Genomic DNA, 20,492 nt, shown 5'->3' on the forward strand with positions numbered 1-20,492 from the left:
TTTATGGTTTTTATCTAAGTTACGGATCTGCACTGTATCGGCTGACGGTGCTGTTGCCTGCTAGACCAAGGTATGACGATGGTTCTGCGCGCAGAGCAGGACAAAAAACGCACGATCAGTTACTCTGTGCATAATAAACAAAATAATGAATGAGGCGCCAATTGTTCAGCCTTACCCTGCTGGCCGCCGTGGGCCTGAGCTACCTGCTGTTGCTGTTTGCCATCGCCTTCTGGGGGGATCGGCTGCCGGTCGGGCGTATCCGCCCGGTCAAACCCCTGCTGCTCGCGCTCGCCGGTACCTATACCAGTGCCTGGATGTTCTTTGGCGTGCCCGCCCAGGCGGTGAGCGAGGGATGGGTGCTGCCCCCTACCTTTGTCGGCGCCTGCCTGATGCTGATCTTCGGCGCCCCCCTGCTGATGCGTTTTGTGCGCCTGTCCAAGCAGCAGGGATCCACCTCTATTGCGGATTTTATCAGCGCGCAGTACGGCGGATCCCAGTGGCTGGCGGCTGCGGTCGCGCTATTGGCGGTGGTGGCCATTGTTCCCTACCTGTCCCTGCAGTTGCGCGCGGTGGCGGACAGTTTTCTGCTGCTGGCGCAGGCGGGTGAGGGCTCAACGGACACTAGTGCCTCGGTGGTCACTGCGGTCGTGGGCATCACTCTGGGCCTGTTTGCCCTGCTGTTCGGCACTCGCCATATCGACAGTTCGGTGCACCGCAACGGCATGCTGCTGGCGGTGGCGTTCGAGGCACTGGTCAAGATCGGCGCGCTGGTGGCGGTGGCGTGGTTCGTACTCTACTCCGCCTTTGACGGCACTGCCGACCTGGCGCGCAGCGCCCTGGCCAGCGAGCGGGTGGCGGCAATTGCCGAGTCCCGCCCGGCGGATACCGGGTATTTTGCCGTGGTGGTATTGGGGATGGCGGCCATCTTCTGCCTGCCGCGGCAATTTCACATCCTGATGATCGAGAGCGACGGCGAGCGGGATATCGGCCCGGTGCGCAAGCTGATCCCGGTATATCTTGCGCTGGTATCTGCCGCGGTGCTGGTGGTGGGATACGGCGGGTTGCTGTGGTTGCCGGACACCTACACCAATGCCGAGCGCTTCGTGCTTGGCATCCCGCTTGAGAGCGGCACGCCGTGGCTTGCCCTGCTGGCGTTTATTGGTGGCCTTTCCGCCGGCTCCAGCATGGTCATCATCGCCACCATCGCCCTGTCTACCATGATCGCGAACACCATGGTGGTGCCCCTGTGGCTGAAACGCCTGCAGCAGCGCCCCGCAGGTGTTGCCCTGGGCAGTGACCTGCGGCGGGTGCGGCGGGTGATTATCGCCCTGCTGATGCTGGCCGCCTTCGGGGTGAGCGAGTTGATTGGCTCCGGCGTGAGCCTGGGTACTTTCGGACTGCTGTCCCTGGCATTGGCCGCACAGTTGGCGCCGGCGATGATCGCCGCGGTGACCTGGCCGGCACGCTGGCCGCAGCTGCGCGCGGTGGGGGTGATTGCCGGGCTGGTAGTCGGCGCCCTGATCTGGGCGCTGTCTGCGCTACCGGCGGCGCTGGGGCAATGGGATTTGATCGCCAACACCCTGGGACTGGAGTGGCACGCGCTCACCACCAGCTGTGTGTTTGGGCTGGGGCTCAACGGGCTCACTTTGATCGGCGTTTCCCTGCTGCAGGGGCGCTGGCTGCCCGGCGGTGCCGCGGTGCAGGCCGCACCGGTGGACAAGGCGCGGCTGCGACAGCTGCTGGCGCGCTTTGTGGGAGAAGATGCGGCGGCGCGGGCGCTGGCATCCCTGGGGCAGGGTGCAGGAAGTGAATCGACCGGCAGTAGCGCGGCGGATACTTCCCAGAGTTACCGCGAAGCAGTGGAGAAAATCCTTGCCGGCATCGTTGGCAGCACCAGCGCCCAGCGCCTGGTGCGCCAGCTGGGCGAACCGGAAAGCACCTCCCATGAGCTGGAGCAGGCGTCCGATATTTACCAGTTTGGTCGGGGGCTGCTGCAGAGCAGTATCGATAATATCGACCAGGGTATTTCGGTGGTGGATGCCAATCTCAACCTGGTGGCCTGGAATCGCCGCTATCTGGCGTTGTTCCACTATCCGGCGGAAATGATTTATGTGGGGCGTCCGGTGGCGGAGCTGGTGCGCTACAACGCGAGCCGCGGCGAGTGCGGGCCCGGCGATGTGGAAGAGCATGTGCAGAAGCGGGTCGAGCACCTGCGCAATGGCACCGCCTACCGGGTACAGCGCAATCGCACCGACGGTACGGTTCTCGAAATTCGCGGCAACCCGCTGCCCGGTGGTGGTTTCGTAACGACCTATACCGACGTTTCCGATTACCAGCGGGCGCTGGGCGAACTCACCGAGATCCGCAATTCCCTCGAGCAGAAAGTAGCGCACCGCACCGCGGAACTGGAGACGGTCAACGATGAGCTGCAGGAGTTGAACCGTGAACTGCAGGCGGCCAGTGCCGGCAAGACCCGCTTCCTCGCGGCCGCCAGTCACGATCTGGTGCAGCCCCTGAACGCCAGTCGTCTGTTTATCGACGCCCTCGCCGCCCATCCTTTGGAAGACAGCAGTCGGCAACTGCTTACCCGCGCCGACCGCGCGCTCGCCTCCGCCGAGCAACTGATTACCGACATGCTGCAGATTGCGCGCATGGATGCGGGGGATATTCGCCCCAGCTTCGCGCCGGTTTCCCTCGACAGTATTCTCGACGACGCGGTGGCCCAGGCGAGGGTTGCCGCCGGCAGTCGCGGTATCCGCTTGCGCTATCGTCGCAGTCACCTGTGGGTGCACAGTGATGAGAGGATGCTGCGCCGGGTGGTACAGAACCTGTTGGACAACGCGGTCAAATACACCGCCCGCGGCGGGGTGTTGGTGGCCGCGCGCAAGTGCGGTGCCGATATTTCTCTGGAGGTGTGGGATACCGGTGAGGGTATTGCCCGCGAACAGCAACAGGCGATCTTCCGCGAGTTCTGCCGGCTGACGTCTCATGATCCTGAGAATACCGCGCGACAGCACGGTTACGGCCTCGGCCTGGCTACGGTGGAGCGTCTGTGCCGCCTGTTGAACAGTCCGATCAGTCTGTCCTCGGTACTTGGCCGCGGCAGTGTATTCCGCGTGCGTCTGCCCCGCGCCACCGCCCGTGTAAATCCGCGCTCGGCCATTGCGGCGGTGCCGGGGCGCGGCGCCAGGCTGGATCTGAATGTGCTGTGTGTGGATAACGAGCCGTCGATTCTGGAGGCGATGAGTGCTCTGCTCGGCGGTTGGGGCTGCACAGTGCACTGCGCGCGCAATCGCGCCGAGGCGCTGGCCGCGGACGAGCCGGACCTGCTGTTGATGGACTTCCACCTGGATGACGGTGACAACGGCATCGACCTCGCCGCCAAGCTGCTGTCGCGCTGGGGTGGCGGCATCCCCTGCGTGATCATCTCTGCGGAAAACACCAACACCGTGAAAACCCGCGCGCAGAACGCCGGCTGGCAGTTCCTGCAAAAACCCCTGCGCCCGGCGGCCCTGCGTGCGCTACTGCAGCAACGGCAGAAAACCCGTGTGCGCGAACCGGCAGAGCCTGCGACCAAGGTCGTATAGCGGTGGTGGTGCTGGAAAAGCACTCTGTCATTGAATAATGAAAATAGTATTTCGCCTGTAGGAGCCTGCCCTGCAGGCGAACAAGAGCGGTGTAAAAAATGAAAAAATATGTTTTGGAAATACTCATGTTCAGCGCTTATGCGCTGTTCGCCGCAAGTTGGGTTTCGGGGGCCATTCTCACCCCGGCGATCCAGTCTTCCTTTGGCGAGGAAGGCTTCGCCAACGCCACCTGGGGTAGCAACGTCATCACCATCGCCAAGATCGTCGGCAACCTGGCGGCGGCAGCGCTGCTGATGCGCCTCGGTGCCAAGCGCGCCTTTGCCATCGCCATCATCCTGATTGCCGCCGGCGGTTTCGGTGCGCTGGCGGGTAGCTACGGTGCCTGGCTGATGTCGCGTCTGGCGCTGGGTCTCGGCGGCGCCCTGGCCATCGTGTATTTCGCACCGGTGGTTCTGCACTATTTCGCCGCCAAAGAGCGGCCGCTGATCAATGGCATCAACGCTGCCGCTTTCAATACCGGTAACCTGCTGGCCCTGCTCACCACTACCACCCTGCTGAGCTGGCTGGGCAGCTGGCAATCCGTGGTGGTGCTGTACGGCGTGATGGTGCTGGCGCTGGGCGTGCTGTGGTGGCTGACCGCGGAGAACTTCTCGCTGTCTGGCGGTGGCGACAAGCCCGCGGAAGAATACGGCTTCAAGCATGGCGCGAAGGAAGGCTTTAACTGGTGGCTGCCTCTGGCCTACTGCGGTGTTCTTTTCTGCTACATCGCGGTATTCGCACTCTTCCCGCTGATCGACGGCTTCGCGGTGGCGAGCCACCACCTGTCTGCGGTCATGATCGCCGCCGGCATGCTCGGCACAGTGGCCGGTATTATCGTCACCAAGCGCTTCCCGCTGCGCCTGCCGGTACTGCGCTTTGGCGGTCTCGCCCTGGTCATTTTCGCGGCCCTGATGGTCACTAGCCGCGACCCGATCATCGCCTACACCGCTGCGGCCCTCGCCGGCTTCTGTATGTTCCTGCCTATGACCGCGCTGGTTACCCTGCCGCAGGAACTGCCCGGCATGACCCCGGCAAAAATTACCGTTACCTTCGCCATGTTCTGGTCCATCTCCTACGGCGTTGAAACCGTGCTGATGTACGGCGCAGGTGTGCTCGCGGATATCACCGGCGAACCGGCAACCGCCGCCTACTTCGCGGTGGCCTGCTCCGCGTCCCTGTTTGTGTTTTCTTTCCTGCTGCCGGAAAGTGGCAAGAAACCCGAAATGGAAAACCTGGAGGCGGACAATGCGACAGCTTGAACCCAAACTGGCCGAGTGGCTGGAAGCGGTCAATGCACAGATTGCGCAGTTGAAAGCCGCGGGCTTTGAAGCGACCCCGGTAAATGCCCGCGAAAGCCTCGCCAACCTGACCCGCAATTTTGTAGAGCCGGGCCCGGAAATGGCGGTGGCGGATACGGTGGTAAAAGGTGGGGAATATTCCGTGCCGGTGCGCATTTACCAGCCGGAGGATGCGGCCGAAAGTGCATCCATTATTTACTGCCACGGCGGCGGCCACATGGCCGGCAGCGTCTCGGTTTACGATCCAATCTGCCGCCGTGTTGCCGACGCGTGCAAGCGCAATGTAATTTCCGTGGAGTACCGTCTGGCTCCGGAAAATCCCTACCCGGCAGCGCTCAATGACCTGATCAGTGTGGTGCGCAACCTCGGCGAAACCCTGGATCGCAAAAACGTTGCCCACAATGGCCGCTGGGTTCTGATGGGTGATTCCGGCGGCGGTGCCCTGGTCGCTACCGCCACGCGAATCCTGCAGCACCAGCCTCATACCATCGATGCCCAGGTTCTGATTTACCCCAGCCTCGACTACACCATGCAGGCGCCGTCCATCGAAGAAAATGGCCGTGGCTATTTGCTGGAGAAAGAAAAAATTCTCTGGTACTTCGAAAACTATTTGCAGAGTGGTGAAAATCCCTGCCAGACATCTCCGCTACACGGTGAGTTCACCAAAAACATGCCTGCGTCTATGGTGATCACCGCCGAGTTTTGTGCGCTGCGGGATGAAGGTGTGGAATATGTGAATAAAGTACGAGCCGGTGGTGCCAATGCCGAGCATCTGCACTTTGACGACATGATTCACGCTTTTCTGAATATCGAAAATATTGTTCCCGATGCGTGTGGCCGGGTCTACCGCCATGTTGCTGAGTATCTTCAGGGGATTTAGTTCAGTGGTATGGGTTTGGTGCTCTGGTCTTCTAATGTGGCGGCCAGGCACCGGGTATCCGTTTTTGAAACCGCTGTGAATACATCCCTGTACGCTGCGTCGGCGACGTCCCTGTCGCCGACGCTTTCAAAAACGGATCCCCGCCACCTGCCCTTAAATTTGGGCATCACTACCTCGTAAGCAACAAATTTCCTTACGGAATGTAATGGTCAAAATTGAAGGTGGAGTGCCGGGTGCAGGTTTTCAGGAGCGTCGCAAACAGGATGTTTGCGCCGCAGCGCCCAGGGATGGGTTCACAGCGGTCCTGAAAACCTGCACCCGGTGATCCACCGCCACAGATCCAAGGACCAAGCTCCGAACAAAAAGGCTACGAAGTAAAAAACCAGACTCAGAGTTGAATCAGTACCTGAGCCTCACGAATTAGCTGCTTGCGATCCCGTAACTCCAGCTTGCGTAAAATCGCGGTCACGTGGCTTTTTACGGTGGGTTCGGTGATATCCAGGTCGTAAGCAATCTGCTTGTTCAGCATCCCCTGGGCAATCATCTGAAAAATTTTCAGCTGTTGTGGCGTCAACTGGCCGAGCTTCTCCGCCAGCGCCGATTCCGTCTCAGCCTGTAATGCCTCTTCGCTAAACCACTGGTCACCAGCAAGCACAGTCTCGATACACTGCAGAATCTCATCCGGTCGCGCCGTTTTGGAAAGAAAGCCGCTGGCCCCCAGGCTGGACGCCTGCTGGATCACCGAGTGCTTGTCACTGCCGGAAACCACAACCACCGGCACCGCCGGGAAATCGTTGCGGATACGCGCAAGCCCCGAAAAGCCCTCACTGCCCGGCATATTCAAATCCAGTAATAGTAAATCGACTTCAGATTGGGAAAGCCGCTCAAGGGTCGAATCCAGATCCTCACTCTGCAGCAGATCCGAATTGGGGAAATGACTGGAAAGGGTCGTCGCCAATGCATCGCGGTAGAGCGGATGATCGTCGGCAATCAACAACTGATAATTCACGGCAGCACCCTGCAGGATAAATTGATCGGGTGCGAAGGATACTACTGCGCGGTCCATCCACCGTCCACCGGCAGCGCCGCACCGGTAATGGTGCTGGCAAAATCGCCACACAAATACAGCGCCAGCTCGCCAATGGCCTCAGGCTTGCTCGCCTTCGCCATCGGTTGCTTCGCGCCTACCAGCTCCGCCCGTGCAGACTCCAGGTCTACCTGCTGCTCACGGCTGATTGCCTCGATCTGCGGTTGAATCAGCGGTGTCTCTACCCAGCCCGGGCAGATCGCATTGGCGGTTATATTGCAATCCGCGTTCTCCAATGCCAGTACCTTGGTCAGGCCGATCAGTCCGTGCTTGGCGGCGCAATAGGCCGCCTTGTGTTCGGATGCCACCAGTCCGTGCACCGAGGCAATATTGATCACGCGACCCCAGTTCGCCGCGCGCATCGCCGGCAGCAGGTCGCGGCTCAGGTAGAAGCCTGCACTGAGATTGATGGCGAGAATCTGTTGCCATTTTTCCGCGGGAAAATCGTGGGCGGGGGCGGTGAACTGGATGCCGGCGTTGTTTACCAGTACCGAGGGGTTGCCGATGGCTTCGCGGGTGTCACTCACCAGCTGCGCGCAACCTTCCTCGGTCGACAGGTCGGCGCTGCTGAAGCCGCTTCTACCACTGTAGTGCGCGAACTCTGCCAGTAGTGCCTGCGCGCTGTCCCGGTCGGCGAGGCCATGCAGCATCACGTGATAGCCGGCGCGCCCGAAACAGTGGGCCATGGCCAGTCCGATTCCACTGGTGGAACCGGTGATCAGAACGGCGTGTGATGAATCTTTGTGCACGGCAAACTCCCGCATGCATTTTTATTTATGAAGATCCTAGCAGCGGGAGGAGATACGGGTCTGTATGACCAAGGTATGAAACGCGAGAAGCCGCCCTCAGGCGGCTTCTCTCATCGTGAGGGTTTCAATACACCCTGTTAGCGGCGGCGACCACCGCGAGCCGGGCGGGAAGGACGATGCGCCGGACGACCTGGACGATGAGCGGGGCGACCTGGGCGATGTGACGCGTGCGGAGGGCGATGCCCAGGACGGCCGGGACGATATCCAGGTTTACCGGGGCGATAGCCCGGACGGTTGTAGTAGTGGCGACCGTGATAGCGATAGTAGCCACCGCGGTAGTAACGGGGATAGGCGCCGTAGCGGTAATAGCGCGGTGACGAATAGTAGAAGGAGACACTGCCCGAGGGGTAGACATAGGGGCGTGAGTACGGGTAGGTGGAATAGCCTGTGGTGCTGGAGCTGTAGTAGCCGTCCGAGACACAGGCACCCAGGGTCAGGCTGCCGAAAACCGTTAAGGCCATTAGGGCTTTTTTAACGATGCGATTCATGTGAGACCTCCGCGAGGCGGTTTTTGGTGCGGGGCTGTACGCGTTCACGCGGGCAGTAGGTGCACCGGGTTCATTGACTGATCAGCGATGAGAAGGCAATCAGCGGGGCTGATTGACGCGGTGCCTGGGCAGATCGTGGCGATAGTCACCACTGCCGCGCTGGTAGTAACTGGGGTTGCGCACGTTGTGGCATTTCCCGTTCTGGTGGCAGTGGTAGTAACGGCCTTTTACCGAGTAGTAACCGGGGCCTTCGCCAGTTCGGTTTACCGCTGTGGTCGTGTCAGTCATGTCCTCCATGCTGGTGCAACCAGTGAGCGTCAGCAGTGCCGCTGCCCCCAATGCCCCGGCGAGTCCTCCGAGTGAACGCTTCATGAAAACCTCCGCGCCCGCAGGCGGGTAACTTTCTTACTTTCCTTCGAGCCACCCACCGGTCAAAACCTTCTGTTGACAACCGGCGAAAATGGTTCGAAACCCAAGTGAAAGTTATTAAAGGGTGGCGCAGGAGCAATCACGACCCGTTGCGATGAATATCAACAACTAAAAAGTTATGACGGGGGGAAGGGATATAAGTGGAATTGTCGAAAGGAAGAGGTGGTGCCGCTATCCGGTGCGGGTTTGCGAGACACGCCGTGCACCCATCCCTGGGGGCTCTGCGAAAACATCCATGTTTTCGAAGGTCTCGCAAACCCGCACCGGATATCGACACCTTCGCATCTGACTATGTACTGAATAGCTGGTTTCGTTCGCGATTCACGCGCTAACCAGCTGCTGCAATTGATTATCCAGCAACTGCTGCAATTTCGGATTCAACCCGGTCACTTCCGCGCCCCAACTGGTGGTGTGGCACTGGATACGATTTTCCAGCGACTCGTCATCCAGCAGTTGCGGATGCAGGGTCAGGCCGCGGGACTGGCTGAGCAGTTGTTCGCCGTTGAAATCGAACTGTTCCGGTTTTGCCGGCAACACGGACAGCGCCAGTTGCAGGCCGGTGGCGCGGCTGGACTGTTGCAGGCCGCGCAGTAGCAGGCCTGCGCATATTGCGCGAAAGGCGGCGTCTTCACCGGCGAAGCCGAGACCCACAAATGGACCGGCACTGGGCAGCGGGCGGGCGTCGTAGATTCGAGTGAGCAGCTGCAGGCGCTGTTCCAGTTCACTCTGCAGATTATCCAGCGCGCTGCGGGAAAGCTGGTTGCCGAGCTGGGCCCAGTTCAGCGGGCGCAGGTAGAGGCCGGCGGTGACTTCCGGGGGCGGTTTGGGTTGGGCTTTGGGGACCAGTAGTGGTTTGCGCTGCTGGGGTTTGGCGGATACCAGCTGGGTAATGGCCAGCGCGCAGGCGGCGCTGAATGGCAGGGCGAAGATCAGGCACAGCAGCAAGCTCGCCCAGGGGTAACCGACCCCGGAGCCGGGCTGGATATTCAGCGCTACGCTACCGGCGAAGCTGTCGTGGAGTACCACAGGCTCGGTGATCATCTCGCCGCGGTCGCGCACACCGGTCTGTGCCAGGGGACTGGAATCCACGTCCTGGATGGTCACGCCGTGCACCGCGGGCAGCTCCAGGGTCTGCTGTGCCAGTAACTGCAGGCTGATACGGTCACCGGCGACGATCTGTTGCAGACTCTGGCCCGCGAGCAGTCTGGCGGCGGCCTGGGCGCTGGCGCGGTCTTGGCGTTTGGCTGTGGATAACTGCTGGCTGTAGGCGTGGCCGAGGGTGGCGACACAGAAACCGGCGAGGGTCAGCCAGATGGTGGCGGCGAGCAAATGGCGCTGTTGGTTGCGGCTAAGACCGGCCAGCCACTGGGGCAGGCTGGCTGAGAGTCCGGACAGGCTGGCGAGAAGGTTTTTCATCTTGTTATGCATTCGCTGGCAGTACAGCCGCTGATTTTATCCCACTTCTTCAGCGAAAAAACGCGCCGGGCTATAATGCGCGGCCATTTCGCCGGGTTGCGGCAGGTTTTGCTGCCGGGCCGGTCAATTTGCCGGCAATCGCCGCCGGCAGCCGTTAACAAGAAAGAGTCAGTCATGGACGCCAACTCCCCCACTTCCCAGTACGCATCCCTCGCCGCCCACTGCGCGTCCGCCTTTGCCTTTCCCGTCGCCCGGGCGCTCCCGGAAAAGCCCGCCGCGGTAACCGCTCCCTGGTGTCTGACAGTACTTGCCGGAGACATTGAGGCAGCGCAGCTGGAAAAACTGGCCGCATTTGTGAATGCGGACCAGTGGCGCCCGGTGGCACTGGATATCCTGGCGGCCCGCGCCGACTGCAAGGTGGTACGGATTCAGCTGGAGGGCGATATCGCCTTTGCCGCGGCGCGCCTCGCGCTGCTGGATCTCGGGCAGTCACTGGGACTGGAGCTGGTGTTGCAGGCGGGGGTAACCCAGCGCGCACCGAAACTGGCCTGCTTCGATATGGATTCCACCCTGATCCAGGCGGAAGTTATTGACGAGCTCGCCAAGATCGCCGGCGTTGGCGACCAGGTGGCGGAAATTACCCTGTCTGCCATGCGCGGTGAGCTGGACTTCCAGCAGAGCTTCCGCAAGCGCATGAGCCTGCTGAAAGGCTTTACCGAGGCCAGCCTCGCGGAAATTGCCCCGCGGATTCCGATTATGCCCGGTGCCCAGCGTCTGCTGCTCGCCCTGCGAGCCCTCGGCTGCAAGAGCGCGATTCTCTCCGGCGGATTTACCTATTTCGCCAACTACCTGCGCGAAAACCACCTGGCGGTGGATTTTGTGCACGCAAACCTGCTGGAGTTCGATGGCGGCGCACTGACCGGTAATGTGATCGATCCGATTGTGGACGGTGCGCGCAAGGCGCTACTGCTGCAGGAGATTGCGCAAGAGCTGGAGCTGCCCCTGGATCAGGTGATTGCGGTGGGAGATGGTGCCAACGATCTGCCGATGCTGGCATTGGGAGCGCTGGGAATCGCCTTCCACGCCAAGCCCAAGGTGCGCGCCGAGGCGCCGCAGGCGATTGACGGCTTTGGCCTGGATGCAGCGCTGTACCTGTTTGGCCTCAACGACCGGCAAATCGCGCAACTGCTGCACGAAGGCGCGTAATTTCGCTCAGTGAAGGGTAGTGTAGGCGCCAGCGAGTCCCGCCACCGGTGCGAATTCGCTGACCACGCTGGCGAACGGAATTGGCGGTTTGCGCTTGTTGTTGCCGTCCTTGTAGCAGGCCTGTTTGTTACAGGCGGCCATAAACAGCGCGAATATGATCAGTACAATGGCGGCGAGTGTGCGCTTACCCATCAACATGTTGAGTCCCTGTCAGCGTTTTGCAGTGTCTTTCCGATGATGCCGGTGGTGTTGTGACCGGCAATCAATAGACGCACCGGGCCCGGAAAAAGTTGCACCCGGCACGTGAAAGTGCGCAGAAGATTAAGAGAAAAGCGTCGGCGCCGATAGCCCCCGGTGATAATCGGCGCCAATCAATCTCCTTTTTGCACCGGATGCTCTGCTTCGAGCGCATCCACGTCCCGCGCTACCTGGCCCGGTGATCCGGTGCGCCGCGCCAGCACATCGTAAGCCACCGGCACGATATAGACGGTAAACAGCGTTGCCGCCAATACCCCGAACAGCACCACGGTACCGATCACCGCGCGGGTTTCCGAGCCGGCACCGGAGGACAACAGCAGTGGCAGCGAACCGGCAGCGGTAGTGATGCCGGTCATCAGAATAGGGCGCAGGCGGGTTTCCGAGGCCTGGCGCAGAGCCTGGCCAAACTCTACACCGCGATCGCGCAGCTGGTTGGCAAATTCCACGATCAGAATGCCGTTCTTGGCCGCCAGCCCCACCAGCATGATCAGTCCCACCTGGCTGTAGATATTCAGCGACTGATTGGTGAGCAGCAGGCCCAGCAAGGCACCGGCCATGGCCAGGGGCACGGTGAACATAATCACCAGCGGGTGCACGAAGCTTTCGAACTGGGCGGCGAGTACCAGGAATACCACCAGGGCTCCCAGCAGGATCGCGAACAGAATGGTATTGCTGGAATCCTGGAAGCTCTTGGACTGACCCTTGTAGTCGATCACCGGCGAACCCTCGAGATTTTCCTCCGCCAGCTGATTCAGGTATTGCAGAGCCTCGCCAAGCACCAGGCCGTCCGCCAGGTTGGCGTCGAGGGTAATGGAGCGCACCCGGTTATAGCGCTGCAGTTGCGGTGAATCCGCGTACTCGCTCACTTCCACCAGGCTCTGCAGGGGAATCATTTCACCGGTAGTTTTTGAGCGCACATAGAGATTCTCCAGGCTGTCCGGGGTGCGTTGCATTTCCCGCTCGCCCTCGAGGATCACGTCGTACTCTTCACCGTTATTGATAAAGGTGGTGGCGCGGAGCGAACCGAACATGGTCTGCAGGGTGGTGCCCACATCGCTCACCTGCACACCGAGATCCGCGGCGCGCTCGTAATCCACATTGATGCGTAGCTGCGGCTGGGTTTCCTTGTAGTCCCAGTCCACACCCAGCAGGCCCGGGTTGGATTCGTCGATGGCTGCACTCAGCTGATCCCGCCACTGGGTCAGCTGCTCGTAGCTGCTGCCACCCAGTACAAACTGCACCGGCTTACCCAGGCCACCGCCAAAGCTCTGGCGCATTACCGGGAAGGCGCGCACCCCGCTGAGGTCCTTAACCGCTTCGCGCACCTGGTTCATCAATTCAAATCCGGATGGCCGCTCGCCCCAGGGGGCCAGGGTGAAAATCACCATGCCGGTGTTGAAGGTGGCGGAGGTGCCGAAGGAGCGCGGCGAGCGCACCAGCAGGCGGTTTACGTAGCCTTTTTCCACCAGCGGCATCAGCCGCGCCTCGATAATGTCCATGTACTCCTGCATGTACTGGTAGCTGGCGCCTTCGGGGCCGTTCACCAGCAGGAAGAAGGAACCGCGGTCTTCCCGCGGCGCATACTCGGTGGGGATAAGCCGGAACGACAGCGCGGCAAACGCCATCACGCCCACGAACACCAGGCCGGCAATCCAGTGCCTGCGCAGCAGCACATTCAGGCCGCGGCCATACACCCGCTGGATGCGGGTCAGTGCATTGTCCATAAAGCGTGTGGCGGCATTGTGCTGATCGTTGGGGCGGATAAGTTTTGCCGCCAGCATCGGCGACAGGGTCAGTGCGGTGATGGAAGAAAAGATCACCGCCGCGGACATGGTGAGTGCGAACTCGGAAAACAGCCGGCCGATATCCCCCTCAAGAAAAGTAATCGGCACAAACACCGCCACAAGCACCAGCGTCGTCGCCACCACCGCGAAGCCCACCTCGCGCGCGCCGCGATAGGCGGCCAGCAGCGGCGGCTCGCCGTACTCGTCCATGCGCCGGAAAATGTTTTCCAGCACCACGATGGCATCGTCCACCACCAGGCCGATGGCCAGCACCAGCGCCAGCAAAGTCAGTAGGTTGATACTGAAACCGAAAGCGTACAGAAGAATGGAAGTAGCGATCAGAGATACCGGCACCGTCACCGCCGGCACCAGGGTCGCGCGCCAGTTACCCAGGAACAGATAGATTACCAGGGTGACCAGAATCACCGCGATGACGAGGGTGGTGTACACCTCCTTGATCGCCTCGGACACAAATACCGAGGCGTCGTAACTCTGGCTCAGGCGCATGCCGTCCGGCAGGGTCTTGTTGACCTGGTCCATCTCCGCCTTGGCCGCTTCTGCCACCGCCACAATATTGCCGGTGGACTGGCGGGTAATACCGATACCCACCATGGGTTCGCCATTGCCGCGGAAGGTGGAACGGTCTTCTGCGGAACCCAGCTCGACGCGGGCCACGTCACCCAGGCGCACCACATGGCCGCTGTCGCCGGTGGCGATCGCGAGCCGCGCAAAATCCTCGGCACTCTGGAACTGGCGCTGCAGGCGCAGGGTGAACTGGCGATCGGTGGATTCCAGATAGCCCGCCGGCAGCTCGCGGTTTTCCGCGCGCAGGGCCTGTTCGATATCCGCGCTGGTAACGTTGTGCGCGGTCATGGCGCCGCGGTCCAGCCAGATACGCATGGCAAAGTCCTTGGCCCCGCCCACCCGCACCCGCGCCACGCCGTCCAGCACCGAGAAACGGTCCACCAGGTAGCGATTGGCATAATCGGTGAGTTCCGGCACGGTCATGCGATCGGAGGTGAGATTCAGCCAGATCACCACGTCGTCGCTGCTGTCGACCTTTTCGATCTCGGGGGGATCCGCCTCTACCGGCAGGTTGTTCAGCACCCCGGAAACCCGGTCGCGGATATCGTTGGCCGCGCCATCCACGTCGCGGTTGATATTGAACTCGATGGAAATCCGCGAGCGCCCGTCGGTGCTGGATGAGGTAACTGTCTTGATCCCCTCGATCCCGGCAATGCGGTCCTCGATCAGACGGGTGATACGGGTCTCGACAATATCCGCCGAGGCACCCGGGTAATTGGTGTCGATGGATACAATGGGCGGGTCGATATCCGGGTATTCCCGCAGTGCCAGCCGGTCAAAACTGATCAGGCCGAACACCACCAGCAACAGCGCCAGAACCAGCGCAAAGACCGGGCGTTTGACCGCCGTATCACTGATGATCATTGGCTGGCCGCTCCCTCTTCAGCGGTAATGGAAACCGCCTGGCCGTCGCGGATATGCAGGGTGCCGCGGGTCACTACCTGATCCCCCTGATTGAGACCGGAGAGCACCTCCACCTTGCCCCGGTAGCGCTGGCCAATTTCCACCTCGCGGCGCTGCACCATATGCCCGCCCTCGGTTTTCTTCACCACAAACACCGACTGGTCGCCCGCCAGCGGCACCAGCGCCGCCTCGGGAATGGTCAGGGCCTGGCGCGGATTGCTGATGATCTTCACCCGCAGCAGCATCCCCGGCTTGAGGTCGCTGTCCGGGTTGTCGAGACGGCCGCGTACGGTAAAGGCGCGGGTCTGCGGATCCACACGCGCTTCCACAATCATCACCTCGCCATTGAATACCCGCTTGGGGTGCGCCTGACTCATGGCCTCAATTTTCATGCCGCCGGAAATCGCGGACAACTGCCGCTCGGGTACGGTGAAGTCCAGCTTCAGCCGGTCGATTTCCTGAATGGTGGTGATCTCGGTGGTGGGGGTGGCCAGACTGCCCACGCTGATATTGCGCAGCCCCAGCTGACCGTCGAACGGCGCGCGGATAATGCGATCGTCGATGCGCGCCTGCAGGCCATCGATCAGCGCGCGGGTCTCTGCCACCTGGGTCTGCACCGCTTCCCACTGCTCGCGGGTGGTCAGGTTTTTGTTCACCAGGCCACGCAGGCGTTTTTCATCCCGCTCAAAGCGCTCTAATGTGGCGCGTGCCCCCGCCAGTTCCGCCAGTTCCTCACCGTGGCTCAGTTCCACCAGCACCTCACCGGCTTTCACCTTTTGGCCACTTTCGAAATGAATCTTGCTGATATGTTCGGTGACCCCGGCGCGCAGGGACACGAATTCCCAGGCTCTCGCAGTGCCCAGTGCCTCTACCGGATTGGAGATCTGCTCCAGCTCCACGGTGGCCGCGCGCACGGGTACTGGGCCGGCATTGGGTCCCTGGGCGTGGAGGGTGGATGGGATGGAGAAAGTGGCGAGCAGCGTGAAGACGCTCGCGCGAATGGGTCCGAAAGCGCGGATCAATTTCATGATGATTGGAAATACCTGATGGTCAGCGGCGTTATGTCGTTTCCTGCGGGCACAAGTCTGGCACCAAGTGCAGCAACTTTCAGGCCAGAATAAAGGGATGAAATGTCAGGATTGAGGAGATTTACATAAATTTACCTCCCGCCAAATGGGCGGCGGGAGGCAATTCGATGAGCAGTGAATTTCCCGCGATGAGTCGGGATTGCTCCGGTGGGAGAGGTGTGCTGGCGAATCAGTTGCCGTAAATAATCTTGCTGTTCACCTTCACGGTCAGCGGGTGGTAACCCGGCTTGGCTTTCTCGAAGATACGCTTGGCTTCGTCGGTCTTGCCGTTTTCCACCAGGTTGCGATACAGCGGGCGCAGGAACTTGTTGCGGCCGATACTTACCAGGAAATCTTCCAGGCGTTGGTTGGCCGGCTCGTAGTCGTTGCGCACGGCGATCATCAGCCAGCTGAAGGCGATTTCGTTGTTTTTCGACTGGGTCAGGTCAAAGGTCCCGTCCAGTTCTTTCAGCTGATCTTCGCTCAGTTTTTCCGGCATGCCGTCGAGGAAGTATTTCCACTGATGGAAGGTCCAGCCCTTGGTGTCGATATCGCTGGCTTTCATCTCGCCGTTCAGCCATTTCTCGCGGATCGGGTCCAGCTTGGTGAAAGCGTCGGACGTGGGCTGCGGGGCACCTTCGGGAATACCCGGTTCAAAGATCCACTCCTGAATACGTGCGCGATCCAGTTTGTCCGGGTACTGCTTCAGCAGCGTCTCATCCAGATACTTCACAAAGTCTTCGGTGGTGATGCTCTGGAACGCGAAGTGATTGAAGTATTCCATCAGGAATTTGTCGAAATTCTCGCGGCCCACTTTCTGCTCCAGTTCGTACAGGAACAGGGAGCCTTTTTCGTAGGGGATATTCGAGAAAACTTCGTCCGGATCGCGGCCGCGCAGGTCGATGGCCATGATCTCGTCTTTGTCCGGGCGGTCCGCAAGGTCGGCCTTCAGGTCGTCGTAACCCAGGGCCATTTCCATTTGGTAGCGCTCGTCACCGTACACAAACTGCATGATGCGGTTGGTGAGGTAGGTGGTGAAGCCTTCGTTCAGCCACAGGTCGCGCCAGCTGGCGTTGGTGATCAGGTTGCCGGACCAGGAGTGGGCCAGTTCGTGGGCGATCAGCGCCACCAGGCTCTTGTCACCGGCGATCACGGTGGGGGTGATAAAGGACAGGCGCGGATTTTCCATACCGCCGAAGGGGAAGCTCGGGGGCAGGATCAGCAGGTCGTAGCGGTCCCAGCGGTAGGGGCCAAAGTTTTCTTCGGTGACCTCGAGCATGTCCTCGGTGTCTTCGAACTCTTTTGCCGCGGCTTCCAGCAGTTCCGGCTCGGCGTAAACGCCGGTGCGCTCACCCATGGCCTTGAAGTCCAGGTTGCCGATACCGATGGCGATCAGGTAGGACGGAATCGCCTGGGGCATTTCAAATTCGAACACGCCATCCAGTTCCGCTTCCGGATCGTTGTTGGCACTCATCACCGCGCGCAATTCCTGCGGGGTGCGGATGGTGGCCTTGTAGGTCATGCGCACCTGCGGGGTGTCCTGCAGGGGAATAAAGCTGCGCGCGTGAATGGCCTGGGCCTGGGTGAACAGGAAGGGGTGTTTCTTGCCCGCGGTCTGCTGCGGCTCCAGCCACTGCACGCCGGAGGCGCCGGGGGAGGTCTGGTACTGAATGGCGACCTTGTTGGCGCCCTTGGGCAGGTTGATCTTCAGCGGGGTGCCCAGGTTCGGGTCGGTTTTGCCCATGCTGAATTTCACGTCCTGCAGGCTGTTGCCCACTCCCGCGCGCACGGCAGTGACGTCGATATCGCGGGTGTCGAGAATCAGCGCGGGGCTTTTCTGGGTGAGGCGCTGGATGTCGAGGATGGCTTCGCCCTTCAGCACCTTGTTGTCAAAATCGGCGGTGAGGTCCAGATCGAGGTGCTTGACGCGATAGTCGTCTGTGTTCGCAAAGGAGTGGTAGTCGACACCAGATTCCGGGGCGCCTTTCTCTGCCATCGGGCCCTGCTTTTCCTGGTTGGCCGGCGCGTCCTCGGTGCTCTGGCTGGCAGCGGGGCGCTCTTCGATCTGTTTCTGTCTTGCGGGGTCTTCCGATTTGCTGCAGGCGCTCAGTGTGACGAGGCTGCAGGCAAGCAGTCCGGCGCCGATCAGACGGCCGAAGCTGGTGTGGAACAATTGGGGCAGCATGGCGGGCTCCGTGATTGTTGTACTTGTGGATTCAGAACTGGGTAAATTCATCGCGGCACAGAATACCCAATTGGGGCCGTGACGGGAAAATTTGGTTTGAGTGTGGTCTTTAAGGTAGACCGAAATTGAAGCTGCAGGGGGAATGGAGCTTGGAGTGATAGAGGGGCAGGTGCCTGCCCCTTTGGTCGAATGCAATCAGCCCGGTGTATCAATCCAAACTGAAATCAAAACTCATCTCTTCCCCGGGTGGCTGCACATAGTAGCCCTGGATATAGTCGGTGCCGGTCTGCCACAGGGTGGGCAGCATGCTGGCCTGTTCGACGTGGGGGACGATGACCTGGGTGTCGATTTCTTTCAGCTGGCTGACGAGTTTGACCAGCGCTTCGCTGTCTTCGCCCTCGTCCTGTACCTCGCGCACGAAGGAAGCGTCGATCTTGGCGATGTCGACCTTGACGTGTTCGAGGGCCTTGAACGGGCTGAGGCCGGTGCCGAAGTGGCACACGGCAACGCGGCAGCCGAGGTCCTGTACCTGTTTGGCAAAGTCGCGAGCGGCGTGAAGATTGCTGTTGATGTCTTCGGCGCGCAGCTGGAAGGTGACGGTTTTCGGGGTGACCTTGGCAGCTTTGAAGGCGACGCCGAGCCACGCCGGGAGGCTGCTGTCTTTGAGCGAGGCGGCGGTGAGGTGCAGCAGCACCGAAACCGGCTCGCCCTTGGCATTTTGCGCGGCGGCGGCCTTGACCGCGTTGAGGATTACCCAGCGATCCATTTTGTTGGACAGGCCGGCATCGCCGAGCGCTTCAAGGAACGCGATGGGGGCGAGTTCCTCTTTGCCGTCGACCATGCGCACCAGTACTTCGTAGAGCTTTTCGCCACTGCCCTGCAGGCTGAGAATCGGCTGATACAGCAGTTTGAAGTTGCCGGCCTCCAGCGCCTGGGTGACACGGGCGCGGTGATAGGTGTCGGCGTCGCCCTGCTGCTCGCTGTCGGGTTCGTACAGGGCGAAGCCGCCGTTGCCTTTCGCGGTGGCCTGGTCATGGGCCTTGGAGGCCTGCTCGAGCACCTTGTCGGCGTTGCCGGACGTTTCGCTCATCAGGGAAATACCGATGGACGCGGTGATGTGCAGGGTTTTGCCGGCGGACTCAAAAATGGTGTCGGCTACCTTTTGCAGCAGTTCCTTTGAGCGGGATTCGGCGCTGTCCGGCGTGGTTTCCGGCATCAGCAGGCAGTAACTCTCCTCGCCGTAGCGGGCGATGATGTCCCCGCGACGGGCGCTGCTTTGCAGCAGTTCGCCGAATTTCTTGTGCAACTGGTCGGCGCCGGCGACCCCGACGACCTGCTGAACGGATTCTTCAAAGCGGTCGATCTCGATAAACATCAAACCGCCGGTGCGCTGGGAGCCGGCGGCGGCCTGGATCGCGTTGTCCAGCAGCTGCACGAAGCGCTGGCGGTTGTACAGTCCGGTGGCGGCGTCGCGGTTCTTGGCTTCGCTGAGTTGGGCTTCCAGCTCTTCCGTATTGCCACTGCTGGCGGCAATGCGTACCTGCAGGCAGCGCTCGTCGTCGTAGACAGTGGACAGCACTTCTGCCTTGGTGGCCAGCGGCGTGCCGTTGGCGGTTCTGGCGGTGAACTGCCACTCCTGGGCTTCCACCTCGTTGTTGTTGATGGCGCAGTTGCGCAGGAAGTCCCGCGCGTCCGGCTGCTCGCCTTCGGTGAGCATGTCGATCAGCGGCTGGTATTCCACCTCGTCGCGGTCCTGGTAACCGAAGCGCTCGGCAAAGGATTCGTTGGCGTAAACGATCAGACCATCGGATATGTAGGCGATGGCATCTTTGGAACTGTCCAGTAGCTCCTTGGCGCGATTCAGGGTGGCGTGGTAGCGGCGATCGTGCTGGCGCGCCTGGCGGCGCTCCTCGAGTGCGGTGATCTCGCGCTGGATCACCAGTAGCAGGTGCTGGTCTTCATCGATGGTGACCACATCGCGGGCGCCGACCTTGAGACCTTCCACCACCGGCTGCGAGCCCTCGCGCTCGGTCAGCAATATAGCCGGGACGTCTTTCTGCAGCTTGTTGATGGTGCGGATCGCGGTAGCGGCTTCCAGCTGCTTGCCATGTTCGGCGGCGATCAGCAGGTCCCAGGCGTGCTCTTGCAACAGCTTGGTCAGAGCGGCTTCACTGGCGACGTGCTGGGCGCGGTTCGGGCGGCCGGCGTTCTGCAGCATGCTCACCAGTCGCTGGGCCTCGGCCGGGACATCGTGGATTAGTAGTAGGCGGATGGTGTTGTCGCTGCTCATTGTGTTCCTGTTGTACTGCGTCGCGGCGGTTTGTTTTTGCTATCTGAAGACCGCTTCCGTGCAGCTGCCCCTAGCTCTTGTGATGCGAGGGTGCGGGGTGATCCAGTACCGCGAACCCGCTAGTGTAGTTCGTGGTATTTAACGTGAACAAGTGCACGGTCGCCACTATGGGATATGGTTC

The 20,492-nt window shown here is 60.9% G+C and carries 15 protein-coding genes; 4 read left to right on the forward strand and 11 right to left on the reverse strand.

What is annotated here, in order from left to right; all coding sequences use genetic code 11:
• Positions 1-161 precede the first annotated feature (161 nt).
• The 3 genes from ACYX4K_RS16505 to ACYX4K_RS16515 all read left to right on the forward strand — a co-directional run bounded on the left by ACYX4K_RS16505 (position 162) and on the right by ACYX4K_RS16515 (position 5,804).
• A complete protein-coding gene (locus ACYX4K_RS16505) occupies positions 162-3,587 on the forward strand; it encodes a PAS-domain containing protein (RefSeq protein ID WP_476178730.1) in 3,426 nt (1,141 codons plus the stop codon).
• A gap of 98 nt (positions 3,588-3,685) precedes the next feature.
• Positions 3,686-4,885 (forward strand): MFS transporter, encoded by a 1,200-nt coding sequence (locus ACYX4K_RS16510; protein WP_476178731.1) that lies wholly within the window; start codon positions 3,686-3,688, stop codon positions 4,883-4,885.
• Positions 4,872-5,804, forward strand: a complete 933-nt coding sequence (locus ACYX4K_RS16515; RefSeq protein ID WP_475091061.1) for an alpha/beta hydrolase — start codon at positions 4,872-4,874, stop codon at positions 5,802-5,804. Before ACYX4K_RS16510 ends, ACYX4K_RS16515 begins: the two co-directional genes overlap by 14 nt.
• 388 nt (positions 5,805-6,192) lie before the next feature.
• Here ACYX4K_RS16515 and ACYX4K_RS16520 read toward each other — a convergent pair whose 3' ends face one another.
• The 6 genes from ACYX4K_RS16520 to ACYX4K_RS16545 form a co-directional block, all read right to left on the reverse strand.
• Positions 6,193-6,870 carry a response regulator gene (locus ACYX4K_RS16520; protein ID WP_475091060.1) on the reverse strand — a complete coding sequence of 226 codons (678 nt, stop codon included), beginning with the start codon at positions 6,868-6,870 and terminating at the stop codon, positions 6,193-6,195.
• Positions 6,855-7,640: a 3-hydroxybutyrate dehydrogenase gene (locus ACYX4K_RS16525; RefSeq protein ID WP_475091059.1), complete on the reverse strand. Its 786-nt coding sequence runs from the start codon at positions 7,638-7,640 to the stop codon at positions 6,855-6,857. Before ACYX4K_RS16525 ends, ACYX4K_RS16520 begins: the two co-directional genes overlap by 16 nt.
• Positions 7,641-7,777: 137 nt before the next feature.
• A complete protein-coding gene (locus tag ACYX4K_RS16530; protein ID WP_475091058.1) occupies positions 7,778-8,188 on the reverse strand; it encodes a hypothetical protein in 411 nt (136 codons plus the stop codon).
• 99 nt (positions 8,189-8,287) lie between these two features.
• Positions 8,288-8,560, reverse strand: coding sequence for a hypothetical protein (locus tag ACYX4K_RS16535; RefSeq protein ID WP_475091057.1), 273 nt, complete (start codon positions 8,558-8,560; stop codon positions 8,288-8,290).
• A 378-nt stretch (positions 8,561-8,938) separates the two neighbouring features.
• The gene (locus tag ACYX4K_RS16540) at positions 8,939-10,033 is read right to left on the reverse strand and encodes a hypothetical protein (RefSeq protein ID WP_475091056.1); all 1,095 of its coding nucleotides are present in this window, start codon (positions 10,031-10,033) and stop codon (positions 8,939-8,941) included.
• The gene (locus ACYX4K_RS16545; protein WP_475091055.1) at positions 10,030-10,209 is read right to left on the reverse strand and encodes a hypothetical protein; all 180 of its coding nucleotides are present in this window, start codon (positions 10,207-10,209) and stop codon (positions 10,030-10,032) included. Before ACYX4K_RS16545 ends, ACYX4K_RS16540 begins: the two co-directional genes overlap by 4 nt.
• Here ACYX4K_RS16545 and serB point away from each other — a divergent pair.
• Positions 10,208-11,239, forward strand: a complete 1,032-nt coding sequence (gene serB / locus ACYX4K_RS16550) for a phosphoserine phosphatase SerB (protein WP_475091054.1) — start codon at positions 10,208-10,210, stop codon at positions 11,237-11,239. The genes ACYX4K_RS16545 and serB overlap by 2 nt on opposite strands.
• A 6-nt stretch (positions 11,240-11,245) precedes the next feature.
• Here the strand turns inward: serB and ACYX4K_RS16555 are convergent, their stop codons facing one another.
• The 5 genes from ACYX4K_RS16555 to ACYX4K_RS16575 form a co-directional block, all read right to left on the reverse strand.
• Positions 11,246-11,437 carry a hypothetical protein gene (locus ACYX4K_RS16555; protein ID WP_475091053.1) on the reverse strand — a complete coding sequence of 64 codons (192 nt, stop codon included), beginning with the start codon at positions 11,435-11,437 and terminating at the stop codon, positions 11,246-11,248.
• Positions 11,438-11,610: 173 nt separating this feature from the next.
• Complete coding sequence (locus tag ACYX4K_RS16560) at positions 11,611-14,730, reverse strand: efflux RND transporter permease subunit (protein WP_475091052.1); 3,120 nt, start codon at positions 14,728-14,730, stop codon at positions 11,611-11,613.
• On the reverse strand, positions 14,727-15,797 hold the full coding sequence (locus ACYX4K_RS16565) for an efflux RND transporter periplasmic adaptor subunit (RefSeq protein WP_475091051.1): 1,071 nt from the start codon (positions 15,795-15,797) through the stop codon (positions 14,727-14,729). The genes ACYX4K_RS16560 and ACYX4K_RS16565 overlap by 4 nt, the downstream gene beginning before the upstream one ends.
• A 229-nt stretch (positions 15,798-16,026) precedes the next feature.
• Positions 16,027-18,021: a M1 family metallopeptidase gene (locus ACYX4K_RS16570; RefSeq protein WP_475091050.1), complete on the reverse strand. Its 1,995-nt coding sequence runs from the start codon at positions 18,019-18,021 to the stop codon at positions 16,027-16,029.
• A gap of 208 nt (positions 18,022-18,229) precedes the next feature.
• Entirely contained in the window at positions 18,230-20,311 is a 2,082-nt protein-coding gene (locus ACYX4K_RS16575; protein WP_475091049.1) for an EAL domain-containing protein, read from the reverse strand.
• Between the last annotated feature and the right edge of the window lie 181 nt (positions 20,312-20,492).

It is taken from the genome of Microbulbifer sp. ABF4_107 (assembly GCF_056312215.1).